We start from the raw sequence: 17,139 nt of genomic DNA, 5'->3' as shown, positions 1-17,139 counted from the left end.
TTTGGGCCGGGATAAAATATATGTGGCCGGGCTGGAATAATGCCGCTGGCGGTTCGCTCCTCTCGCATGGAATATGGGGCCGATTCTCCAGATCGCCCATGGACCGATGCGATCGCGAATGCCCGGATCGGCGATGCCGTAGTGGCAATGCCGATCGCATCGCTATAGGTGGGCAACGCAGATTCAGCAATTCAGGCAGATCCATGGCCCGCAGAAACAAGCATGATCCCTATGGCGACCTGGATCGCGAGGAGGAGGCGCCGGCGCCGGTGGTGAACTGCTGGCTGTGCGGGCGGCCGATGGGCAAGACGACCGTCTGGCATCATCCGGTGCCCAAGAGCCGGGGCGGGCGCGATGTCGTGCCGATGCATTCGATCTGCCAGCAGACGGTGATCGCCAACTTCACCAATTCCGAACTGCAGCGCCATGGCATGGATGTCGAAGGGCTGCTGCTGAACCCCAATGTGCGCAAGTTCGTCGACTGGGTCGCCAAGAAGGACCCCGATTTCACCGCGACCATCAGCAAGAAGCAGCGCTGACCGGGCTGCGCCTCGCGCGCCATGCCGTGCGTGCTTCGCGCCGATGCGATGCGGCACAGGATCGTCACTTTGCTATGATATCCGCCGAAAATCTTTGGAGGAGGCGTCATGTCAACCATCGGTCGCCGCGGTTTCCTGGTTGGGCTTGGCGCGACGATGTCGCTCGCCACGCCGCTGCGCGGGCAGCCCGCCGCGCCCAGGATGTGGCGTATCCCGCTCACGCTGACCCAAAGCCGGGTGGTGATCGATTGCTCGATCGCCGGACAGGGCCCCTATCCGTTCGTGCTCGACACCGGCGGCACGATCGGTCTGATCGCGCAGTCGCTGGTCGACCGGTTGAAGCTCAGGAAGCTGGGCCTCAGTCCGCTGCGTCTCAAGATCGGTCGCAAGCCCTATCCGATCTATGAGGCGACCGATGTCGTGTTCGGCGGGCAGCTGCGGCAGCCCAGCGCCGCCTTCGCCGGGGTCGAGCAACTGAATTTCCGCGACGGCGCGGTCGGCTCGCTGGCGGCGGGCCTGCTGACCGCGGGCAATAGCGAGATCGATTTCGAGGCGCGCGAGCTGCGCATCTATCCCGAGGCCGCGCCCGAGCGGCCGGGATGGATCCGCAGCGACAAGGCGATCGTCAGCTATGGCAATCGCAACGGATCGTCGTTCCTGCTGGCCGACGCGACGCTCGGCGGCAAGGCCTTCCGCTTCGGGGTCGACACCGGCTGGCCGAGCGCGATGCAGATCTACCGCAAGACCGCCGAAGCGGTCGGGATATGGGATGCGCCGCGCTGGTCGCCGACCGGGCAGGGCGGCAAGGCACGCCTAGTCCGTGCGCCCGCGCTCGGCCTCGGCGGGGCGATGATCGACGGCGTATTGCTGGCGATCGTCGAACATCCCGAATGGGACCTGTTCGACGAGGGGATCATCGGGCTCCCGATCCTGAAGCTGTTCGACATGGCGACCGCACCGGCCGAGCAGGCGCTCTATCTGAAGCGCAACCGGCTGACCGCCGAGCCCGAGCGCTACAATCGTGCGGGCCTGTGGGTCGATCGCGACGGCAAGGATGCGAAGATTGCGGTGGTGGGCGCCGGCAGCCCGGCGGCAGGCGCGGGGTTGAAGCCCGGCGATCGCCTGATCGACGTCGATTTCGGCGCTTTGGTGGAGCAGATGTTCGGGCCGGCCGGCACCCGCCTGGCGCTCAGTGTCGAAGACGCGGCGGGCCGACGCAAACTCGACCTGGTCCTTGCCGATTATCTGTGAGGCGGGGCTCCGCCGGTCTCCCGGGAGCGGACGAGGGCCAGCCGATCGTGGGGGCTGACCGATGTCGGTGCGCGACCGTCACCCGGCGGCAGGCGGCACCGGCACGCCCGAGAGCTGCCCGTCCTTCACCCGCGCGGTCCCCGAAAAGGCTGGTTCGCCGACCTTGAGCCGGGCGAGGTCGAACCGGCTGGCCGGGCCGATGCCGGTGATACGCACCGAGGCATAGTCGAGCGGCCGGCCCAGCCGGGCGCGCTGCGGCTGGCCGGACGGTTCGACCAGCCAGGCATAGGTGCCCGCCGGCGCCATCAGCCGCGCTTGCCCATCGGCCTCGACCACCAGCGAGGCGCGCTCGTCGATGCCCAGTCCGACGGTCTGGCGCGCCCCGCCCTGACTATCGTTGTCTTGGCGGACCTTGGCGAGGAACGCGATCAGGCGGCCCATGCGGTCGCGGATCATGAAATGCGAGTCGGTGAAGATCCGACGCATATGCGGCAAATGGAGGAAATCGCCGACCACGGTGACCTCGGGCCCGACCGGGTTGGCGAGCGCTTCCGGGGAGGCGATGCCGTCGCCGAACGCGCCATAGCCGGTCCAGCCCATGATCGCGAGGCCGGCGCTGGTGCCGCCGATCGGGTGGTCCTTGGCCAGTCGGTCGAGCAGCGCCGACAGCGGCGTCGCCTGCCAGAAACGGACATAGCGCGACTGGTCGCCGCCGGCGATGAAGATGCCGTCGGCCTGTTCGACCGCGGACAATATCCGCGGATCATAGGCCGCCTTGCGGCTGTCGAAGACGAAGGTCTCGACCGAGGCGACGCCGCCGATTTTGGTCATGAACGCCTCGCCGATCTCGGGGCCCAGCGACGCCCGCAGCACGACGATATGGCCATGGCCGGCCTTGGCCGCGAACCAGCGAAAGGCGCCGATATCCCATTCGCCGCCGCCCGACAGCAGCAAGCCTGCGCCGCGCTGGCCGGGCGTGGGCGCCTGGCGGTCGCCGATCAGATAGCGGGTATAGCCATCGGGGGTGGCGTTCGCCGTCGCGGGCGCCAGCAGCGCCGCCAGCACGACGATCCAGCCGACCCAAAACCTGTTCAGCATTGTCCCGCTTCCCCCGCCTGTTACCCCGGACCAAGCCTATCGCGCGGGCAGGGGCCGCGCTATGTCGGATCCTCGGGCGGCATCGGTTTTTCTTGCTGGGAGGCCCGCCGCTAGAGCATGTCCTGATCAGATTGATCAGGACATGCTCTAAATTGTCTTTGTTTTCCGTATTTTCCGAGCCGTCAGGTGATTCCACCTGACTTGAAAATACTCTAGAGCCCGGTGAGCAGCTTCTTGAGCAGGCCGTTGAGCAGGACCTGTTCGGTCGGGGTCAGCACCGACAGCATCTGCGATTCCATCGCGACCATGCGCCCGATCATGTCGTCGATCACCGACAGGCCCTGGTCGGTCAGGACGATCTGCCGCCCGCGCCGGTCGTTCGGGTCCGCGCGCCGCTCGACCAGTCCGGCGCGTTCGAGCCGGTCGAGGCGTGCGGTCATGCCGCCCGACGAGATCAGGGCCGCCTCGTAGAGCTGGGTGGGCGAAAGGCTATAGGGTTCCCCGGAGCGTCGCAGCGGGGTGAGCACGTCGAACTCGCCCACCTGCAGGCCGGCATCGGCCAGCAGCGGGTTCATATGATCGCGGATCACCCGGGCCGCCGCATCGAGCAGGCGGCCGAAGGTCTCGACCGGCAGCATCGGCAGTTCGGGGCGTTCACGCGCCCATTGGCTGGCGGCGGCTTCGGCACGGTCCATAGGCGATAATCTCTCGACGAAAAGTATCTTGATGGAAAGATATTTTCAGGGATAGCATGGATGTGGGTCGTTGGTAGCGATTCCTGCCGACGAAGGGGAGCATGCGATGTCGAGGATGATTTTCGTCAATCTGCCGATCACCGACCTGGCGAAGTCCAGGGCATTCTACGAAGCGATCGGCTTCACGAACAATCCGCAGTTCAGCGACGAGACCAGCGCCTGCATGGTGCTGACCGACGTCATCCATGTCATGCTGTTGACCCATGGCAAATGGCGGACCTTCACCGATCGGCCGATCCCGCCGAGCGGCTCGAGCGAGGTGATGCTCGCCATCTCGTGCAGCGGCCGCGACGAGGTCGACGCGATGAACGACGCCGCCGCCGCGAACGGCGGAACCGCCGACATCAACCCCAGGCAGGATCTTGGTTTCATGTACAACCGCAACCTCGCCGATCCGGACGGCCATGTCTGGGAAGCGATGTGGATGGACATGGGGGCCGCTCCCGGCGCCGACTAGCTGTTTTCGGACCTCGTCGATCCGGGACTAGCGCCCCGGCATCGTCCCGGGGCGCAGATAGGCGAACATGTGGGCGACATAGTCCGCCTTGCCGAGATCGACGCCGGCGTTGCGCAGGATCGCATAGGCGGTCATCAGGTGGAAATAGAATTGGGGCAGCGTCCAGTCGCGGGCATATTGCTCGGCGGTCAGGTCGAAGATCATGCCCATCGGCAGGCTATGGACGATCGGTGCCTTCGGATCGGCGTCGAGTGCATCGGGCGCCAGCGCGTCGAGCAGCGCGACCGTCTCGGCGATCCGCGCCCGGGCATCGGCGATCGACCCGGGATGCTCGCCGGCGTTGCGGCCTTCGTCGAGAAGCGCGCCGATCGACGCCGGAAAATCCTCACCCCTCAGTCGGAATATGGCTTCCTGCGCCTGGACGCAGGCAAAGCGGATCTGGGTCGCCAGCGGGAACATGTCGGATGCGAGCCGGGCGGACAGCAGCGCCTCGGCCTGTTCGCCCGGCATCTGGGCCTGCGCCTTGTCGAGCCAGGCCGACAGCGTGCCCAGCATCTGCCGGTAGGTCGGGACGAGGAGGCTGGTGAGGGACATGGCGGCGCCTTTGGCAAGGGGGCGGAAGATTTTCTCCCGATCCCGGGCTGATAGCCATGCTCCGCGTCGAACGCCATCGTCCGCGCAGCCTTCAAAGACCCAGATAGCGCTCGTAGATATTGTGGAAATGCCGCGCCTGGCTGTGCTGGTAGACCCCCATCGTCAGCCCGGGCTTGGACTTGCGCAGCGAGTGCATGCCGCGCTGGACCTTCTCGACGTTGAATTCGTCCTGGCACTGGAGTGCTGCGGCGACGCCGAGTTCGGGGGCCTCGAGGAAGCTCTGGTCGGCGGTGAGGAAGGTGCGCTTGGCCGGCGGCGGGCGATCGCCCTGGAACGGCCGCAGATAGATCAGGTCGATCGTGCACATGTCGTGGCGGTCGTCATAGGGTTTGAAGGTCTGGACGACATAATTGTACGACAGCCACGGATGGAAGTTCGGGAACACCGTATAATAGAAGCTGTCCATCACCTCGGCGTCGCAAAGCGCGTCGGCCTTGTCGCCGATCACCTTGCGCAGATCCTCGCGGCCGACGCTCGCGCCATATTCGCGATAGGTCATGCCGGGCGGGACTTCGATACCGCCCGATGAATCGCGCGGCTTGTAGACATTGGCGGCGATGTCGTTCTCGGTCGGGGTCCAGTTGAGGTGCGGGCTGGCGATCCCCGCCGCGGTCATCGCCCGCGAGCAATTGCCGAACACGTCATACTGGCTGTTGTCGTCGCCGGCGCTGGTCAGGATCTGCGGATGGGTCGCCACGACATGATAGGCGTCCATATAGGCCTCCTGCGCGGTCTTCCAGTTGCAGCGCAGCACCTTGGTGACATGGACCGCCGCATAGCGATCGCTCAGCGGATATTTCTCGAAATGGCGGGTCATCTCGCCGAGATAGGTTTCGAGCGGCTCGCAGTCGGGATCCATGTTGATGAACACGAAGCCGCCCCAGGTCGCCACCTTGACCTCGGGCAGGTTGAACTTGCGCGGGTCGATCTGCGGGAAATCCCACATGCTCGGAATATGCTTGAGCCGGCCGTCGGTGCGCCAGGTGAAGCCATGATAGGGACAGCGCAGCTCGCTGACCTTGCACGGCCGGTCGATCAGCGCGCGGCCCATATGCAGGCAGGCGTTGTAATAGGCCTTGATGCTGTCGGGCGCGACCCGGACGATGATGATCGAGATCTCGTTGATGTCATAGACATCGGCATCGCCGACATTGGGGATGCGCTCCTCGCGCAGCGCCATCTGCCAGACCTTCGGCCAGAGCTTCTCCTTTTCGAGCTCGTGGAAGCTGCGGTCGATATAGCGATCGACCGGGATGTCGTGATCGCCGAGATGCGCCGCGGTGTCGATCCGCAGATAGTCAGGGACCGGGCGGGTGTCCTGGTCGAGCACCTGCTGGTAGGAAATGCCCCGGCTGCACCGGAAGGCGGGTGGGTCGCGGTCGCTCATCGGTCATGTCCTTTGGATGTCACGGGCGGAGCCGGAACGGGGTTTCGTGACTGGACGATCAGCAGCCCGGTCAGCCAGATGCACAGCTGGGTGTCGCACTGGATGATGTCGCCCTCGATCCAGCCGCCATGGCGGTCGAACCGGCCCCACCGCTCGCCGTCTACGACCCGGACCGAGTCCGGGCTTTCGGCTTCATAGTCGGCCCCGGTCAGGGCGTGGCGTGTCCTGGTCATCACCGTCCTCGAAGGCCGCTATGGGCGAGGTGCGCGCGCGCCGCTTTCCTCTCCCGTTGCAAATCTATTGTCTCGCAATATGGTACATATTGGAAACTACATCGTATCATTTATCGAGTAAATGACAAGCTACGCGCCGGTTGTGGTGGACATAGCCTGAGGCAGTTGGCATATTGTCTTTCTATATAAGACAGTTTCGCATCGTTCGGAGGCGATATGACGGCCAAGCCCAGCCAGACCGGCGCGCGTGTGCTCAGGGTGCTCGAGGCGCTGGCCGGCCACCAGCCGATCGGCACCCGCGCGCTCGCCCGGATGATGGACGACGACAAGAGCGCGGTGCACCGCGCGATCGCCACCCTCGCCGAAGAGGGCTGGGTGCAGCGCGCCGGCTCCAGGCCCGGCCAGTGGGAGGTCGCCCCGCGAATCCTGGCGATCGCCGACAAGGCGTTCGGCGGCGACCGCCAGGATCTCAGGCGGCGGGCGCGGCCGGCGCTCGAGGCGCTGCGCGACGCCTGCGGCGAGACCGCGATCCTGGTCGTCCCCGACGTGATCGGGCTGGTGGTGGCGGAGGTGGTCGAGAGCCCCGACATGCTGCGCGTCGTCCCGCCGCTCGGCGCGGTGATCGCGACCGAGATCTCGGCGGCGGGCCGGGCGATCCTCGCACTGCTGCCGCCGCATCAGCGGGCCGAACTGCTCGGCCGCCAGCCCGACGCGGCGCTGCTCGCGATGTGCACCGCCACCCGCGATCGCGGCTATGCGATCAGCGAGCGCGAGACCCAGCCCGGCACCACCAGCCTTGGCAGCGCGCTGCTCGACTATGACGGCCACCCCTGCGGCGCGGTCTGCGTCAGCGGCCCCAGCGAGCGCTTCGGCCAGGACCGGTTCGAGACGGTCGGCGCGCTGATCGCCGACACCGCGCGGGCGCTGTCGCGGCGCTAAAAGTGCACTGTCACCGAATTATATCTGTCACCGAATTATATTTAATTCGGTGACAGTGCACTTTTAGCGCGAAGTCGGGTCAGCGCGTCACGACGGTTCGTCGCGCAACAGCGTCTCGAAATCCTGGCCACCATAATAGAAGCCGATCACGACCACGGCGGCATCTTCGACCATGAAGGCGATCGTTACGCGGCGGCGATGGGACAATGTGCGCAATCCGGGGCGAACGTCGTCACGTGGCGTGCCGATGCGCGGATAGTCGGCGAGCGGCGCCAGATGATCGAGGATTCCATCGGTGAAGCGGCGCGCGACATCGCGCGAGGCCATGTCGGCAATATAATCGAAGATCGTGTCGAGCTGATCGCGGGCCTCGGGCGTGACGACAATAGGGTAGGCCACGCTCAGCGGCGTCCAGCGCCCCGTTCGTGGCGGGCACCAAGCGCGGCCCTCACGTCTTCGAGCGACAAGCCGCGCTGCGGATCGGCTTTATAGGCATCGTAGGCCGCCAAGGCGTCGTTCCGCAGCCAGTCTTCCACGGCCCGGTCGCGCGCCTGCAGCGCCCGTAGGCCATCGCGGATGACCTCGCTCTCGCTGGCATATTCTCCCGATGCGACCCTGGCGCGCACCTGGTCCGCCATCTCGTTCGGAAGCGTCACGCTGAACTGCTGGGTCGATCGCATCACGGCTCCTTCCGGACGTAGGATTTAATCCTATCCGCAGATGCTTTCAACCGTGAGCGATCCCGATGACCGCGTCGCCGAGTGAGCGGGATGGCCCGCCGGCCATCTCTCCCCTTGAGCCGGCGATAGGCGCGCGGTACGGCGGCGCCATGACCGAACGCCTCATCATCCGCCGCCCCGACGACTGGCATGTGCATCTGCGCGACGGCGCGATGCTCGAAGCGGTGGCCAATTTCACCGCGCGGCAGTTCGCCCGCGCGATCGTGATGCCCAACCTGACCCCGCCGGTCACGACCGTCGCCGCGGCCGAGGCCTATCGCGCGCGTATCCTGGCGGCGCTGCCCGCCGGCGCCGACTTCACCCCGCTGATGGTCTGCTATCTCACCGACGCCGCCGACGCCGCCGAGATCGCCCGCGGCTACGAAGCCGGGGTGTTCGCCGCGTGCAAGCTCTACCCCGCGCACGCGACCACCAATTCGGCGCATGGCGTGACCGATATCCGCGCGCTGACCGAGGTGCTCGAAACGCTGCAGCGGATCGGCATGCCGCTGCTGATCCATGGCGAGGTGACCGACCGCAGCGTCGACATCTTCGATCGCGAGGCGGTGTTCGTCGAAACCGTGCTGGCCCCGCTGGTGCGCGACTATCCCGATCTCAAGATCGTGCTCGAACATATCACCACCGCCGAGGCGGTCGATTTCGTGATGGCGAGCGGGCCGCAGGTCGCTGCGACGATCACCCCGCAGCATCTGATCATCAACCGCAACGCGATCTTCGACGGCGGCATCCGCCCGCATGCCTATTGCCTGCCGGTCGCCAAGCGCGAACGCCACCGCCTGGCGGTTCGGGCGGCGGCGGTCTCGGGCTCGCCCAAATTCTTCCTCGGCACCGACAGCGCCCCGCACGGGGTCGGCCGCAAGGAGGCCGCGTGCGGCTGCGCGGGCATCTTCAACGCGCCGTTCGCGCTCGAAAGCTACGTCCAGGTGTTCGAGGAGGAAGGCGCGCTCGACCGGCTCGAGGGCTTCGCCTCCGAACATGGCCCCTGCTTCTACGGGCTGCCGCTCAACGAGGGCTCGGTGACGCTCGAACGTAGCGAGACGGTCGCGCCGGACGTCATCGGCGAAGGCGCGACGGCGGTGGTGCCGTTCCACGCCGGCGAAACCCTGCGCTGGCGGTTCGTCGAGCCGGTGGCCTAACCCCGCTCCGGCAACTCCGCGAATTCCGGGAAGAGACGTTCGATCTCGGCCTGCAGATCGTCCGAACCGGCGACCAGGCCATAATGATCGAGCAGGCGCGTCACCAGCCGCGCCTTGTGATCGCCGATGCCCGACAGGGTTTCGAAACCGGGGAAGAGCGGATCGGCAAGCCGGTCGGCGAGATCGCCCAGCGTCCGGTATCCCGCGGCGACCAGCGTGCGGCGCAGACCGGGCGGCAGCGTCGACGAACTCACCCGCAGATCGCGATCAGTCGCCTGCGGATTGGCAGATTGCAGCCGGGTGCGCGCACCCTTCTCGCGCTTCAGCGCGCGCCGGATATGCCCAAGCTGGTTCGAGGTGATGCCGAGCGCGCGCCCGATCTCGCGATAGGGCGTGCCGCTGCCGCGCATCTCGCGCGCCTGCTCCAGATTGACGTTCGCCTGTTCGGCCTTGCTCAGCATCGGCTATCAGGCATCCTGTTGACGCGGCATGTCGATATCCGCGGCGCAGGCCTTCTCGATCAATGACTGTACCGCTTCAGGGTCGGCTTCGATCAGCGAAAGCAGAACCCGTGCCGGTGCGTCGGGCTGACGGCGATTCTGCTCCCAATCCCGGATGGTCCCGATCGGAATGCGATAGGCTTTGGCAAATGCGCCTTGCGTCAGCTTGGTGGCATGGCGGATCGCCTTGACGTCCGGCCCGGCGACGATCCGCCCGCGCGAGCCATCGCCCTTGGCATAGGCGATCGCATCTTGGAGGCCGGCCATGATCCCGTCGAAATTTTCGCTCTTCATTTCAAAGCCTCCTTCAATGCGGCCGTGACCTGCCTGAACATTTTCTCCTGGGCGTCGGTCAGCGTGGCGTCCTCGCTCTTGTCGATGAGCCAAAGCAGAAACACGGGATTGGCGTCGTCGGCATAGAAGCTGAAAATCCGATAGCCGCCACTCTTGCCGGTCGAATCCTTGCCGATCCTACCTTTGCGAAGGCCACCGGTATGTCGGACCACCTTTCCGTAGGACGGGTCGGACGCATATTTATCCTAAATCGAAGCCAGTTCGGTCTGGCTCACCCCGATCTTCTTTGCCCGAGCGGTAAATGCCGGCGTTTCGACGATCGTGTGGACGGGTGCCTGACTCACCATGAAGCATATACGGCATTGCCGTATTTTTCAACCGAATTTCCGGCCAGGCCGGATGGTTTCAGCGTGCAGCGAAAATCACAGTTTGGCGAAGTGCACCATGCGCTGGCGCGGTTAGCCTCGCGCCTCCAGCGCCGCCAGCCGCCTTTCGAGCGTGGCGAGCTTGCGTTCGAGCATCTTGACCGAGCGCGGGCCGCTGACCTGTTCGCCGTCGGCGACGTCGCGGTCGACGAAGGTCAGCGGCGATATGATCGCGCCGTCGCCGATGGTGACGCCGGCCGCGATCACCGAAGGGCCGGCGATGAAGCAGTTCCTGCCGATCCTGGTCGGCTTGTAGGCGATGCTGTCGCGCGAGGTCGTGGTCTCGCCGCGGACGGCCTGGAGGTGGCTGCTGTGGCTCCAGATCATGACGCCGAGCCCGATCTGGCAGCTGTCGCCGATGGTCAGGCCGCCCTGCGCGTCGAGGATCGCGCCTTCGCCGATCCACACATTCTTGCCCAGCACCAGCTTTTCGGGGGCGAGGATCTTGGCGCGCTCGCGGATGCGGCAGCCGTCGGGCAGGCCGAGGAAGATCGCGCGCTCGCGGTCGGTCATCAGCTCGGCGGCATGATATTGCAATATCTGCGCGCGCAGCGCCGCGTCGGTGCTCGAAAAGGCCTGCTCGCGCTGTGCCCCCGCTGCGATCAGCGGCAGCAGCGTCGACAGCCGCTCGTCGGCGAGCAGCCCGTCGAGATCGGGAACCGCCGCCTCGAGCGCGGTGCGGTCGAGCTTGAGCAGTGCTGCGAGATCGTCGATCGGGGAAGCGGCCATCGTTCGATCCTCGTCTAACCGCGCGCTTTGCGCAGATTGTCCATGAACTGGGCATGGGGGATGGCGAAGTTGCCGGTCACATGGCCGCCTTCCTCGACATTGCGGGTCACCACCGATCCCAGGGTGATGCGCGCGCCGCGGCCGATCCGCAGGCCGTTCGATATGCACGCCTTCGGCCCGACCCGCACTTCGTCCTCGATGATCGTCGACCCGCCGACGAACGCGCAGGCGATCAGCTGGCAATTGCGCCCGATCAGGACATTGTGCGCGACATGGACGAGGTTATCGAGGACGGTGCCCTCGCCGATCTCGGTGCGGCCGCCATAGAGCCCCCAGTCGATCGAGCAGTTGGTCTGGATCACCGCGCCGCGCCGGATCAGCACCGATCCGAAATGCGGCACCGCGATCTGCAGCCCGTCGACCACCCCGACCTCGAACCCGTCGCCGCCGACGACGCTGTTGGCGCCGATCGCGGCATCGGCCTCGATCGTCACCCGCTCGTGGATGACCGCGTTGGCGCCGATCCGCGCGTTGGCGCCGATGCGGACGCTATGGTCGCCGATCACCGCGCGCGGATGGATGCGCGCGCTCGGATCGATCTCGTTGGCAAAGGGGGGCGGGGCCTCGATCGCCTCGCCATGCGCCAGATAGGCCTTGAGGAAGACCTCCTTGGGATTGTCGCACAGCGCCACGCCGAAACCGGCCGGAATATTGTCCGCGAGCGCAGGCGTGGTGAGGATCGCCTGGCTGCCCGACAGCGCGGTCAGCTGATGGCCGAAGCGCGGATCGCCATAATAGCGCAGCAGCCCGTCGCGCACCATGTTCAGCGGGCCGAAGCCGGTGACGTCGACATCGCGGACGACCTCGGCCGGCAATCCGGCCAGCATCTTCGACAGCAGCATCGCGTTCCTTTCCTTTATATTTTTTCGCACAGTTGCGCCAGGCTGACAAATTCGCCGCCGGTCTCGCGCACCCAGCCGATGATATCGTCGAGGAAGGTCGCACTGCCCGGCCCCCGGTGGCGCAGCGCACCGGCCTGCGCCCCGGTCAGCGTCGGGATGTGGCCGCGGTGCGCGGCATAGAAGCCGGCGTCGGGCACGTTGAGCGTCCACAGGAACGGGTGGAAGTTGAGGATCTTGAGGCCCGGGCTGGCGAAGGCGGCGCGATGGTCGGCGAACGTCCAGCCGTGCCCCTGCGCCCAGTGGACGTCATCCTCGAAGAACACCGGCAGCCTTTTGACCCCGTTCCAGTGGTTGAGGGCCGGCAGCCCCTCCTGGAGATGGCAGCAGATATTGCTGTCGACGGTGATCCCGCGCCGGGCGAGCGCGGCCGCGATATGGCTGTCGTCGGAAAAACAATGGCTGCGCGAGGCTACCGGTTCGGGCACCAGGTCGAACACATGGTCGAGGATCGCCTCGGTGGTCGCGCCATGGCTGCTGCCCGCGAGGAAATTGGGGTGGATACCCAGATCGACCTTGCCCGCCGCCGCCGCGCGCTCGATCGCCGCCGATCGATGCGTCACGAACAGGGTCGGCACGATGCCATGGGCGGCGGCATGGTCGACATAGCGCTCGATGCAATGCTCGGACGCCCAGTCGACATCTCCGGTCAGGACGAACCGGGCCTTTGCCATGATCCGGCCTTACGCCGCCTGCGCCGCGGCCTGGTCGCGCGCGGCGAGGACCCGGTGGATCAGCCCCAGCCACGACCCGAAATCCTCGTCGCCCAGCCAGTGGATCGACAGGCAGTCGCCGGGCAGCGGTCCGGCAAGTCCGGCTTCGGCAAGGTCGGCGACCGGCCGGCCGCCGTCGATCAGCCATTGCATCCGGCGGATGCTGACATGCGACGTCGCCTCCGCCGAGATCGACATCTGCTCGAACAATTCCTCATCGGCGCTGAAATAGGCGTAGAGCATCAGCCAGGCGATCTCGCACGGGTCGAGCAGGCCGAGCGCGGGATCTTCGGTGCTCTGGGCGACGCTGCGCTGCGAGAGCCATTGGGCGGCGCTTTCGAGGTCGCCGATCGAAAAGGCGATCACCCCGAGCAGGAACCAGGGCTCGGCGATATGGCCGATCCACTTCATCGATTCCTGCAGGCCGTCGACCGCCGCCTGGATGTTGGTGCCGCTCAGCAGCGCCTCGCGCGCCGCGCGCAGCTTCACCCCCATCGGATTGTCCTGGACGGTGAAGCCGGCGATCGGCCGGGCGCGGTCGGGCACCGCGCGGAAATCGCCGAACACGCCGTCCTGCTGGACCATCTCGCCCGGCTTCAGGCCGCGGCGGCAGCCATACCAGTCGAGGATATGGGTCCAGGCCCGGCGGGTGTAGCGGTCATGGACCAGCCTGTGGCCGGCCGCCCGGATCCGCTCATAGCGTTCGGGATCTCCCGCCACTTCGCGGATCTTCGAATAGAGCGCCGGGCCGGCCGCGCCGAGGATGCAATTTTCCATGTCGACGAAGCCATAATCCTTCAGGGCTTCGGACTCGGGGGAGACCAGCACCGACCCCGCCGCCGGGATCTCGAGATGCTTGCGCACGACATAATCGAGCCGGGTGGTGTCGGCGATGCAGAACTGGCTGCGCGACAGCATTCGCGCATAGCTCTCGTCGCGGATTTCGAACGGGTTGTGCGCGCCGTTGCTGTAACCGGGATGGGTGTAGAGCAGGGTGGGGATGAGATGCTGGACCTCGGCGGTCACCTGCGCCCGCCACGGATAATAGCTGGGGAACAGGTGCGCGCTGGTGATGGTCAGCGGGATCGACCGGGCTTCGCCATAGTCGCGGAAAATGTCCGAATCGACGAATTTGGGCAGCACGAAACAGTTGAAGCGCCGCAGCTCGTTCATCTGCTGGAGGTCTTCGATGCCGGTGCAGAAGATCGTGTCGATCCGGTAATAGGCCAATGTGTCCATCATCAGCGGCCGCATCGGATCGTGCGGATCATTGTTGAGCAGCAGTGCGCGCGGCAGATCGGGAAAGGCGTCGGCATGGGCGATGGTCAGCCGGTGGCGGCGGCCCCAATGGATCGAATCGAACAGCAGGAAATCGGGCTTCACCCGTTCGCAGACCTCGACCAGGTCGAAATCCTGCTCGATCATCTCGACGTCGCAGTGGAGCGCGAGCGCATGCATCCACTCGTCGACGACGGCGTTGAGCACCGGCGCGCTGTCGGGGTTGCGCCCGGCGCGCACGCACAGGATCTTCACCCGCGGGGTGCCTGGAGCGGCGGTCGTCATGCCTTGCCGCCTTCGAAATAGGCGCGGACCGCATCGATCACGCGGTCCTGCTGCTGCGCCGTCATCCCCGCGAACATCGGCAGCGACAGGCCGTTATGCGCCCAGTCCTCGGTGACCGGGAAACCCTCGGCGGACGGTGCCGCGATGCCGGCGAGGCAGGGCTGGGTGTAGAGCGGCACCGGATAATGGAGTCCGGTCTGGATCCCGCATGCGTCGAGATGGGCGCGCAGCGCGTCGCGGTCGTCGGTGCGGACGACATAGAGATGATAGACATGGTCGCCATGGACGATCGCCGGCAGGCGCAGCGGCGTGTCGGCCAGCGCCTCGGCATAGCGCGCGGCGATCGCGCGGCGCTGGTCGGTCCAGCCGTCGAGCCGCTTGAGCTTGTGGCCGAGCACCAGTGCCTGGATGCCGTCCATCCGATAATTATAGCCGATCCGCTCATGGACATAGCGCTGGCTCTGGCCGTGATCGCGCAAGGATCGCAGCAGCGCGGCCTTGTCGTCGTCATCGGTGATGACCAGGCCGCCTTCGCCGGCGCCGCCCAGATTCTTGCCGGGATAGAAGCTGAAACAGCCCATCGATCCGAAGGTGCCGAGTGCCTTGCCCTGGTAGCGGGCGCCGATCGCCTGCGCGACATCCTCGATCATCGTCAGGCCATGGCGTTCGGCGAACGCCGTCAGACCCGCGAGATCGGCCGGCTGACCATAGAGATGCACCGGGATGATCGCGGTCACCCCCTCTTCGATGCGCCGCTCGGCATCGGCGAGGTCGATATTGCCGGTCGCCGGCTCGACATCGCAGAAGACCGGGATCGCGCCTTCGTAGAGCAGGCCCCAGATCGTGCCGATGAAGGTGTGCGCGGGGACCAGCACCTTGTCGCCGCGCTTGATGCCCGCGGCGATCGTCGCGACGTGCAGCGCGGCGCTGCCGCTGCTGACGACGACGGCATGCTTGACGCCCAGATAGTCGGCGACCTGCGCCTCGAATGCGGTTGCCCAGGGGCCGAGGCTGAAGGCATTGGCTTTGAACAGCTTTTCGAGGTCGGGCATGACCTCCTCGTGGATCTGGTCCCACTGGATGGAAAGATCGACGAACGGCACCGTTCCCATCGGCTGCTGGATCATGCGGGTTCACCTTTCGCGGTTCGTGTGTCGCCGATCAGCTTCGCGGGGACGCCCGCGACGATCGCAAAGGGGGGGACGTCGCGGGTCACCACCGCGCCGGCGGCGACGAGCGCGCCTTCGCCGATCGTCACCGGCAAGATGGTGGCGCCGCTGCCGATCGAGGCGCGGCGGCCGATGCGGGTCGGCCGGCAGTCCCAGTCGGCGGCGCCCTGCAGGCTGCCGTCTTCATTGGTGGCGGCCGGATGGAGGTCGTTGGTGAACATCACGCCATGGCCGACGAACACCTCGTCCTCGATCGTCACCCCCGAACAGACGAAGCTGTGCGACTGGATCTTGCAGTTGGCGCCGATCGCGACGTCGGACTGGATCTCGACGAAGGTGCCGATGCGGGTGCCCGCGCCGATGCGGCAGCCGTAGAGATTCACCAGGTCGGGATGATAGACGATCGCGTCCGGGTGGAGATCGACATTGTCGGCTATCGGCATCAGGCGGCCTTTTGTACCTGCGTCTCCGACAAGGCATGCGACAGAGCGTCGGCCACCGCAACCTGCTCGGCGTCGGTCATCGCGTCGAACAGCGGGAGGATGACATGGGTGGCGCTCACCGCCTCGGACCGGCCCAGCCCGCCGTGGCGCGCATGCGCCCAGGGCTTTTCGAGATGGCTCGACATCACCGCGCGGCGGGTCGAGACGCCGGCGTCGAGCATCGACTGCATCACCTGCTCGCGATCGCTGCCGCCAGGCAGCCCGATCGTATAGCTCTGCCAGTTCGAGCGCGCCCAGTCCGGCTGCCGCGGCACCGCGACCCCGGGGAGGGCGCCGAGCAGTTCGGCATAGCGTGCGGCCAGCTGCTGGCGGCGGGCGACGATCGCGTCGAGCCGGGTGAGCTGGACGCGGCCGATCGAGGCCTGGAGGTCGGTCATGCGATAGTTGAAGCCGGCCTCGTCATAGGTCTCGACCACCACCGTGCGCGACGCATGGCGGGCGAGGTCGGACAGGCTCATGCCATGCTGGCGCAGCAGCCGGCATTTGGCGTCGATCGCCGGGTCGTTGGTGGTGATCATGCCGCCTTCGCCGGTGGTCAGGATCTTGCGCGGATGGAAGGAGAAGCAGGCGACGTCGCCGACCGGATTGCCGATCCGCTGCCAGGTGCCGTCGACCAGGATCTCGGCGCCGCTCGCGCAGGCCGCATCCTCGACGAGGCGCAGGCCATGCGCCCTGGCGATGGCGGCCAGCGCGGGCAGGTCGCACGGCATGCCGACCTGGTGGACGCACAGGATCGCGCGGGTGCGCGGGGTGATCAGCGCTTCGATCGCGGCGGGATCGATATTATAGCCGTCGGCCTCGATATCGGCGAACACCGGCTCGGCGCCGCACATATGGATCGCATTGGCGGTGGCGATGAAGCTGTGGCTGACGGTGATGACCTCGTCGCCCGGCTGCACGCCGACCGCGAGCAGCGCGAGGTGCAGCGCGGTGGTGCAGTTCGACACCGCACAGGCGTGCGCGGCACCGGCCATCGCGGCGAACTCGCCCTCGAACGCCAGCACCTGCGGCCCCTGGGTCAGCCAGCCCGAGGCGATCACCGCGGTGACCGCATCGGCCTCTTCCTGACCCATGACGGGCTTCATCAGCGGGATC

At 66.4% G+C, this 17,139-nt stretch carries 22 protein-coding genes; 5 read left to right on the top strand and 17 right to left on the bottom strand.

What is annotated here, in order from left to right:
• Positions 1-203: 203 nt before the first annotated feature.
• Together AC1RM6_RS10790 and AC1RM6_RS10785 are read left to right on the top strand one after the other, a co-directional pair.
• On the top strand, positions 204-539 hold the full coding sequence (locus AC1RM6_RS10790) for a hypothetical protein (protein WP_493100963.1): 336 nt from the start codon (positions 204-206) through the stop codon (positions 537-539).
• 108 nt (positions 540-647) lie between these two features.
• Positions 648-1,790 carry a retropepsin-like aspartic protease gene (locus AC1RM6_RS10785; protein ID WP_493100961.1) on the top strand — a complete coding sequence of 381 codons (1,143 nt, stop codon included), beginning with the start codon at positions 648-650 and terminating at the stop codon, positions 1,788-1,790.
• 78 nt (positions 1,791-1,868) lie between these two features.
• Here the strand turns inward: AC1RM6_RS10785 and AC1RM6_RS10780 are convergent, their stop codons facing one another.
• Positions 1,869-2,888: a cyanophycinase gene (locus tag AC1RM6_RS10780; RefSeq protein WP_493100959.1), complete on the bottom strand. Its 1,020-nt coding sequence runs from the start codon at positions 2,886-2,888 to the stop codon at positions 1,869-1,871.
• 212 nt (positions 2,889-3,100) lie between these two features.
• Positions 3,101-3,583, bottom strand: coding sequence for a MarR family winged helix-turn-helix transcriptional regulator (locus tag AC1RM6_RS10775; protein ID WP_493100957.1), 483 nt, complete (start codon positions 3,581-3,583; stop codon positions 3,101-3,103).
• A 106-nt stretch (positions 3,584-3,689) separates the two neighbouring features.
• On the opposite strand from AC1RM6_RS10775, the gene AC1RM6_RS10770 reads away from it, so the two are divergent.
• The gene (locus AC1RM6_RS10770) at positions 3,690-4,100 is read left to right on the top strand and encodes a VOC family protein (RefSeq protein ID WP_493100955.1); all 411 of its coding nucleotides are present in this window, start codon (positions 3,690-3,692) and stop codon (positions 4,098-4,100) included.
• 27 nt (positions 4,101-4,127) lie between these two features.
• Here the strand turns inward: AC1RM6_RS10770 and AC1RM6_RS10765 are convergent, their stop codons facing one another.
• From AC1RM6_RS10765 to AC1RM6_RS10755, 3 genes are all read right to left on the bottom strand, one after another.
• Positions 4,128-4,694, bottom strand: coding sequence for a DUF1993 domain-containing protein (locus AC1RM6_RS10765; RefSeq protein ID WP_493100953.1), 567 nt, complete (start codon positions 4,692-4,694; stop codon positions 4,128-4,130).
• Between the two features lie 91 nt (positions 4,695-4,785).
• Positions 4,786-6,141, bottom strand: a complete 1,356-nt coding sequence (locus AC1RM6_RS10760) for an aromatic ring-hydroxylating oxygenase subunit alpha (protein ID WP_493100951.1) — start codon at positions 6,139-6,141, stop codon at positions 4,786-4,788.
• Positions 6,138-6,374, bottom strand: a complete 237-nt coding sequence (locus AC1RM6_RS10755; protein ID WP_493100949.1) for a hypothetical protein — start codon at positions 6,372-6,374, stop codon at positions 6,138-6,140. The genes AC1RM6_RS10760 and AC1RM6_RS10755 overlap by 4 nt, the downstream gene beginning before the upstream one ends.
• Positions 6,375-6,590: 216 nt before the next feature.
• Between AC1RM6_RS10755 and AC1RM6_RS10750 the strand changes: the two genes are divergently transcribed.
• A complete protein-coding gene (locus AC1RM6_RS10750; protein WP_493100947.1) occupies positions 6,591-7,313 on the top strand; it encodes an IclR family transcriptional regulator in 723 nt (240 codons plus the stop codon).
• Positions 7,314-7,400: 87 nt separating this feature from the next.
• Here AC1RM6_RS10750 and AC1RM6_RS10745 read toward each other — a convergent pair whose 3' ends face one another.
• Together AC1RM6_RS10745 and AC1RM6_RS10740 are read right to left on the bottom strand one after the other, a co-directional pair.
• Entirely contained in the window at positions 7,401-7,712 is a 312-nt protein-coding gene (locus AC1RM6_RS10745) for a type II toxin-antitoxin system RelE/ParE family toxin (protein ID WP_493100946.1), read from the bottom strand.
• A 2-nt stretch (positions 7,713-7,714) separates the two neighbouring features.
• The gene (locus AC1RM6_RS10740) at positions 7,715-7,993 is read right to left on the bottom strand and encodes a type II toxin-antitoxin system ParD family antitoxin (protein WP_493100944.1); all 279 of its coding nucleotides are present in this window, start codon (positions 7,991-7,993) and stop codon (positions 7,715-7,717) included.
• A 149-nt stretch (positions 7,994-8,142) separates the two neighbouring features.
• On the opposite strand from AC1RM6_RS10740, the gene pyrC reads away from it, so the two are divergent.
• Positions 8,143-9,189 (top strand): dihydroorotase, encoded by a 1,047-nt coding sequence (gene pyrC, locus AC1RM6_RS10735; protein ID WP_493100942.1) that lies wholly within the window; start codon positions 8,143-8,145, stop codon positions 9,187-9,189.
• Here pyrC and AC1RM6_RS10730 read toward each other — a convergent pair.
• The 10 genes from AC1RM6_RS10730 to AC1RM6_RS10685 all read right to left on the bottom strand — a co-directional run bounded on the left by AC1RM6_RS10730 (position 9,186) and on the right by AC1RM6_RS10685 (position 17,129).
• Positions 9,186-9,650, bottom strand: a complete 465-nt coding sequence (locus tag AC1RM6_RS10730; RefSeq protein ID WP_493100940.1) for a hypothetical protein — start codon at positions 9,648-9,650, stop codon at positions 9,186-9,188. The two genes, pyrC and AC1RM6_RS10730, sit on opposite strands and share 4 nt — an antisense overlap.
• A 6-nt stretch (positions 9,651-9,656) precedes the next feature.
• Positions 9,657-9,983: a helix-turn-helix domain-containing protein gene (locus tag AC1RM6_RS10725; protein WP_493100938.1), complete on the bottom strand. Its 327-nt coding sequence runs from the start codon at positions 9,981-9,983 to the stop codon at positions 9,657-9,659.
• Positions 9,980-10,195 (bottom strand): type II toxin-antitoxin system RelE/ParE family toxin, encoded by a 216-nt coding sequence (locus AC1RM6_RS10720; RefSeq protein WP_493100937.1) that lies wholly within the window; start codon positions 10,193-10,195, stop codon positions 9,980-9,982. The genes AC1RM6_RS10725 and AC1RM6_RS10720 overlap by 4 nt, the downstream gene beginning before the upstream one ends.
• Positions 10,196-10,441: 246 nt before the next feature.
• Entirely contained in the window at positions 10,442-11,137 is a 696-nt protein-coding gene (locus AC1RM6_RS10715; protein WP_493100935.1) for an acyltransferase, read from the bottom strand.
• Between the two features lie 14 nt (positions 11,138-11,151).
• Complete coding sequence (locus tag AC1RM6_RS10710) at positions 11,152-12,039, bottom strand: UDP-3-O-(3-hydroxymyristoyl)glucosamine N-acyltransferase (protein WP_493100933.1); 888 nt, start codon at positions 12,037-12,039, stop codon at positions 11,152-11,154.
• A 14-nt stretch (positions 12,040-12,053) separates the two neighbouring features.
• On the bottom strand, positions 12,054-12,770 hold the full coding sequence (locus tag AC1RM6_RS10705; protein WP_493100931.1) for a polysaccharide deacetylase WbmS family protein: 717 nt from the start codon (positions 12,768-12,770) through the stop codon (positions 12,054-12,056).
• A gap of 9 nt (positions 12,771-12,779) precedes the next feature.
• Positions 12,780-14,372 (bottom strand): glycosyltransferase family protein, encoded by a 1,593-nt coding sequence (locus AC1RM6_RS10700; protein ID WP_493100929.1) that lies wholly within the window; start codon positions 14,370-14,372, stop codon positions 12,780-12,782.
• Positions 14,369-15,499, bottom strand: a complete 1,131-nt coding sequence (locus AC1RM6_RS10695; protein WP_493100927.1) for a DegT/DnrJ/EryC1/StrS family aminotransferase — start codon at positions 15,497-15,499, stop codon at positions 14,369-14,371. The genes AC1RM6_RS10700 and AC1RM6_RS10695 overlap by 4 nt, the downstream gene beginning before the upstream one ends.
• The gene (locus tag AC1RM6_RS10690) at positions 15,496-15,984 is read right to left on the bottom strand and encodes an acyltransferase (RefSeq protein WP_493100925.1); all 489 of its coding nucleotides are present in this window, start codon (positions 15,982-15,984) and stop codon (positions 15,496-15,498) included. The genes AC1RM6_RS10695 and AC1RM6_RS10690 overlap by 4 nt, the downstream gene beginning before the upstream one ends.
• Complete coding sequence (locus AC1RM6_RS10685) at positions 15,984-17,129, bottom strand: DegT/DnrJ/EryC1/StrS family aminotransferase (protein WP_493100923.1); 1,146 nt, start codon at positions 17,127-17,129, stop codon at positions 15,984-15,986. The genes AC1RM6_RS10690 and AC1RM6_RS10685 overlap by 1 nt, the downstream gene beginning before the upstream one ends.
• Positions 17,130-17,139 lie beyond the last annotated feature (10 nt).

The organism is Rhizorhabdus sp. GW822-FHT03C02, from assembly GCF_058801765.1.
This window is presented reverse-complemented; position numbering and strand designations above follow the sequence as displayed.

Bases quoted from the DNA above. Each gene is read 5' to 3' on its own strand.
- AC1RM6_RS10790 (WP_493100963.1), top strand. From the start codon at position 204: ATGGCCCGCAGAAACAAGCATGATCCCTATGGCGACCTGGATCGCGAG.
- AC1RM6_RS10725 (WP_493100938.1), bottom strand. From the start codon at position 9,983: ATGAAGAGCGAAAATTTCGACGGGATCATGGCCGGCCTCCAAGATGCG.
- AC1RM6_RS10690 (WP_493100925.1), bottom strand. From the start codon at position 15,984: ATGCCGATAGCCGACAATGTCGATCTCCACCCGGACGCGATCGTCTAT.
- AC1RM6_RS10715 (WP_493100935.1), bottom strand. From the start codon at position 11,137: ATGGCCGCTTCCCCGATCGACGATCTCGCAGCACTGCTCAAGCTCGAC.
- AC1RM6_RS10780 (WP_493100959.1), bottom strand. From the start codon at position 2,888: ATGCTGAACAGGTTTTGGGTCGGCTGGATCGTCGTGCTGGCGGCGCTG.
- AC1RM6_RS10750 (WP_493100947.1), top strand. From the start codon at position 6,591: ATGACGGCCAAGCCCAGCCAGACCGGCGCGCGTGTGCTCAGGGTGCTC.
- AC1RM6_RS10765 (WP_493100953.1), bottom strand. From the start codon at position 4,694: ATGTCCCTCACCAGCCTCCTCGTCCCGACCTACCGGCAGATGCTGGGC.
- AC1RM6_RS10755 (WP_493100949.1), bottom strand. From the start codon at position 6,374: ATGACCAGGACACGCCACGCCCTGACCGGGGCCGACTATGAAGCCGAA.
- AC1RM6_RS10760 (WP_493100951.1), bottom strand. From the start codon at position 6,141: ATGAGCGACCGCGACCCACCCGCCTTCCGGTGCAGCCGGGGCATTTCC.
- AC1RM6_RS10730 (WP_493100940.1), bottom strand. From the start codon at position 9,650: ATGCTGAGCAAGGCCGAACAGGCGAACGTCAATCTGGAGCAGGCGCGC.
- AC1RM6_RS10700 (WP_493100929.1), bottom strand. From the start codon at position 14,372: ATGACGACCGCCGCTCCAGGCACCCCGCGGGTGAAGATCCTGTGCGTG.
- AC1RM6_RS10785 (WP_493100961.1), top strand. From the start codon at position 648: ATGTCAACCATCGGTCGCCGCGGTTTCCTGGTTGGGCTTGGCGCGACG.
- pyrC (WP_493100942.1), top strand. From the start codon at position 8,143: ATGACCGAACGCCTCATCATCCGCCGCCCCGACGACTGGCATGTGCAT.
- AC1RM6_RS10705 (WP_493100931.1), bottom strand. From the start codon at position 12,770: ATGGCAAAGGCCCGGTTCGTCCTGACCGGAGATGTCGACTGGGCGTCC.
- AC1RM6_RS10770 (WP_493100955.1), top strand. From the start codon at position 3,690: ATGTCGAGGATGATTTTCGTCAATCTGCCGATCACCGACCTGGCGAAG.
- AC1RM6_RS10695 (WP_493100927.1), bottom strand. From the start codon at position 15,499: ATGATCCAGCAGCCGATGGGAACGGTGCCGTTCGTCGATCTTTCCATC.
- AC1RM6_RS10710 (WP_493100933.1), bottom strand. From the start codon at position 12,039: ATGCTGCTGTCGAAGATGCTGGCCGGATTGCCGGCCGAGGTCGTCCGC.
- AC1RM6_RS10775 (WP_493100957.1), bottom strand. From the start codon at position 3,583: ATGGACCGTGCCGAAGCCGCCGCCAGCCAATGGGCGCGTGAACGCCCC.
- AC1RM6_RS10740 (WP_493100944.1), bottom strand. From the start codon at position 7,993: ATGCGATCGACCCAGCAGTTCAGCGTGACGCTTCCGAACGAGATGGCG.
- AC1RM6_RS10685 (WP_493100923.1), bottom strand. From the start codon at position 17,129: ATGAAGCCCGTCATGGGTCAGGAAGAGGCCGATGCGGTCACCGCGGTG.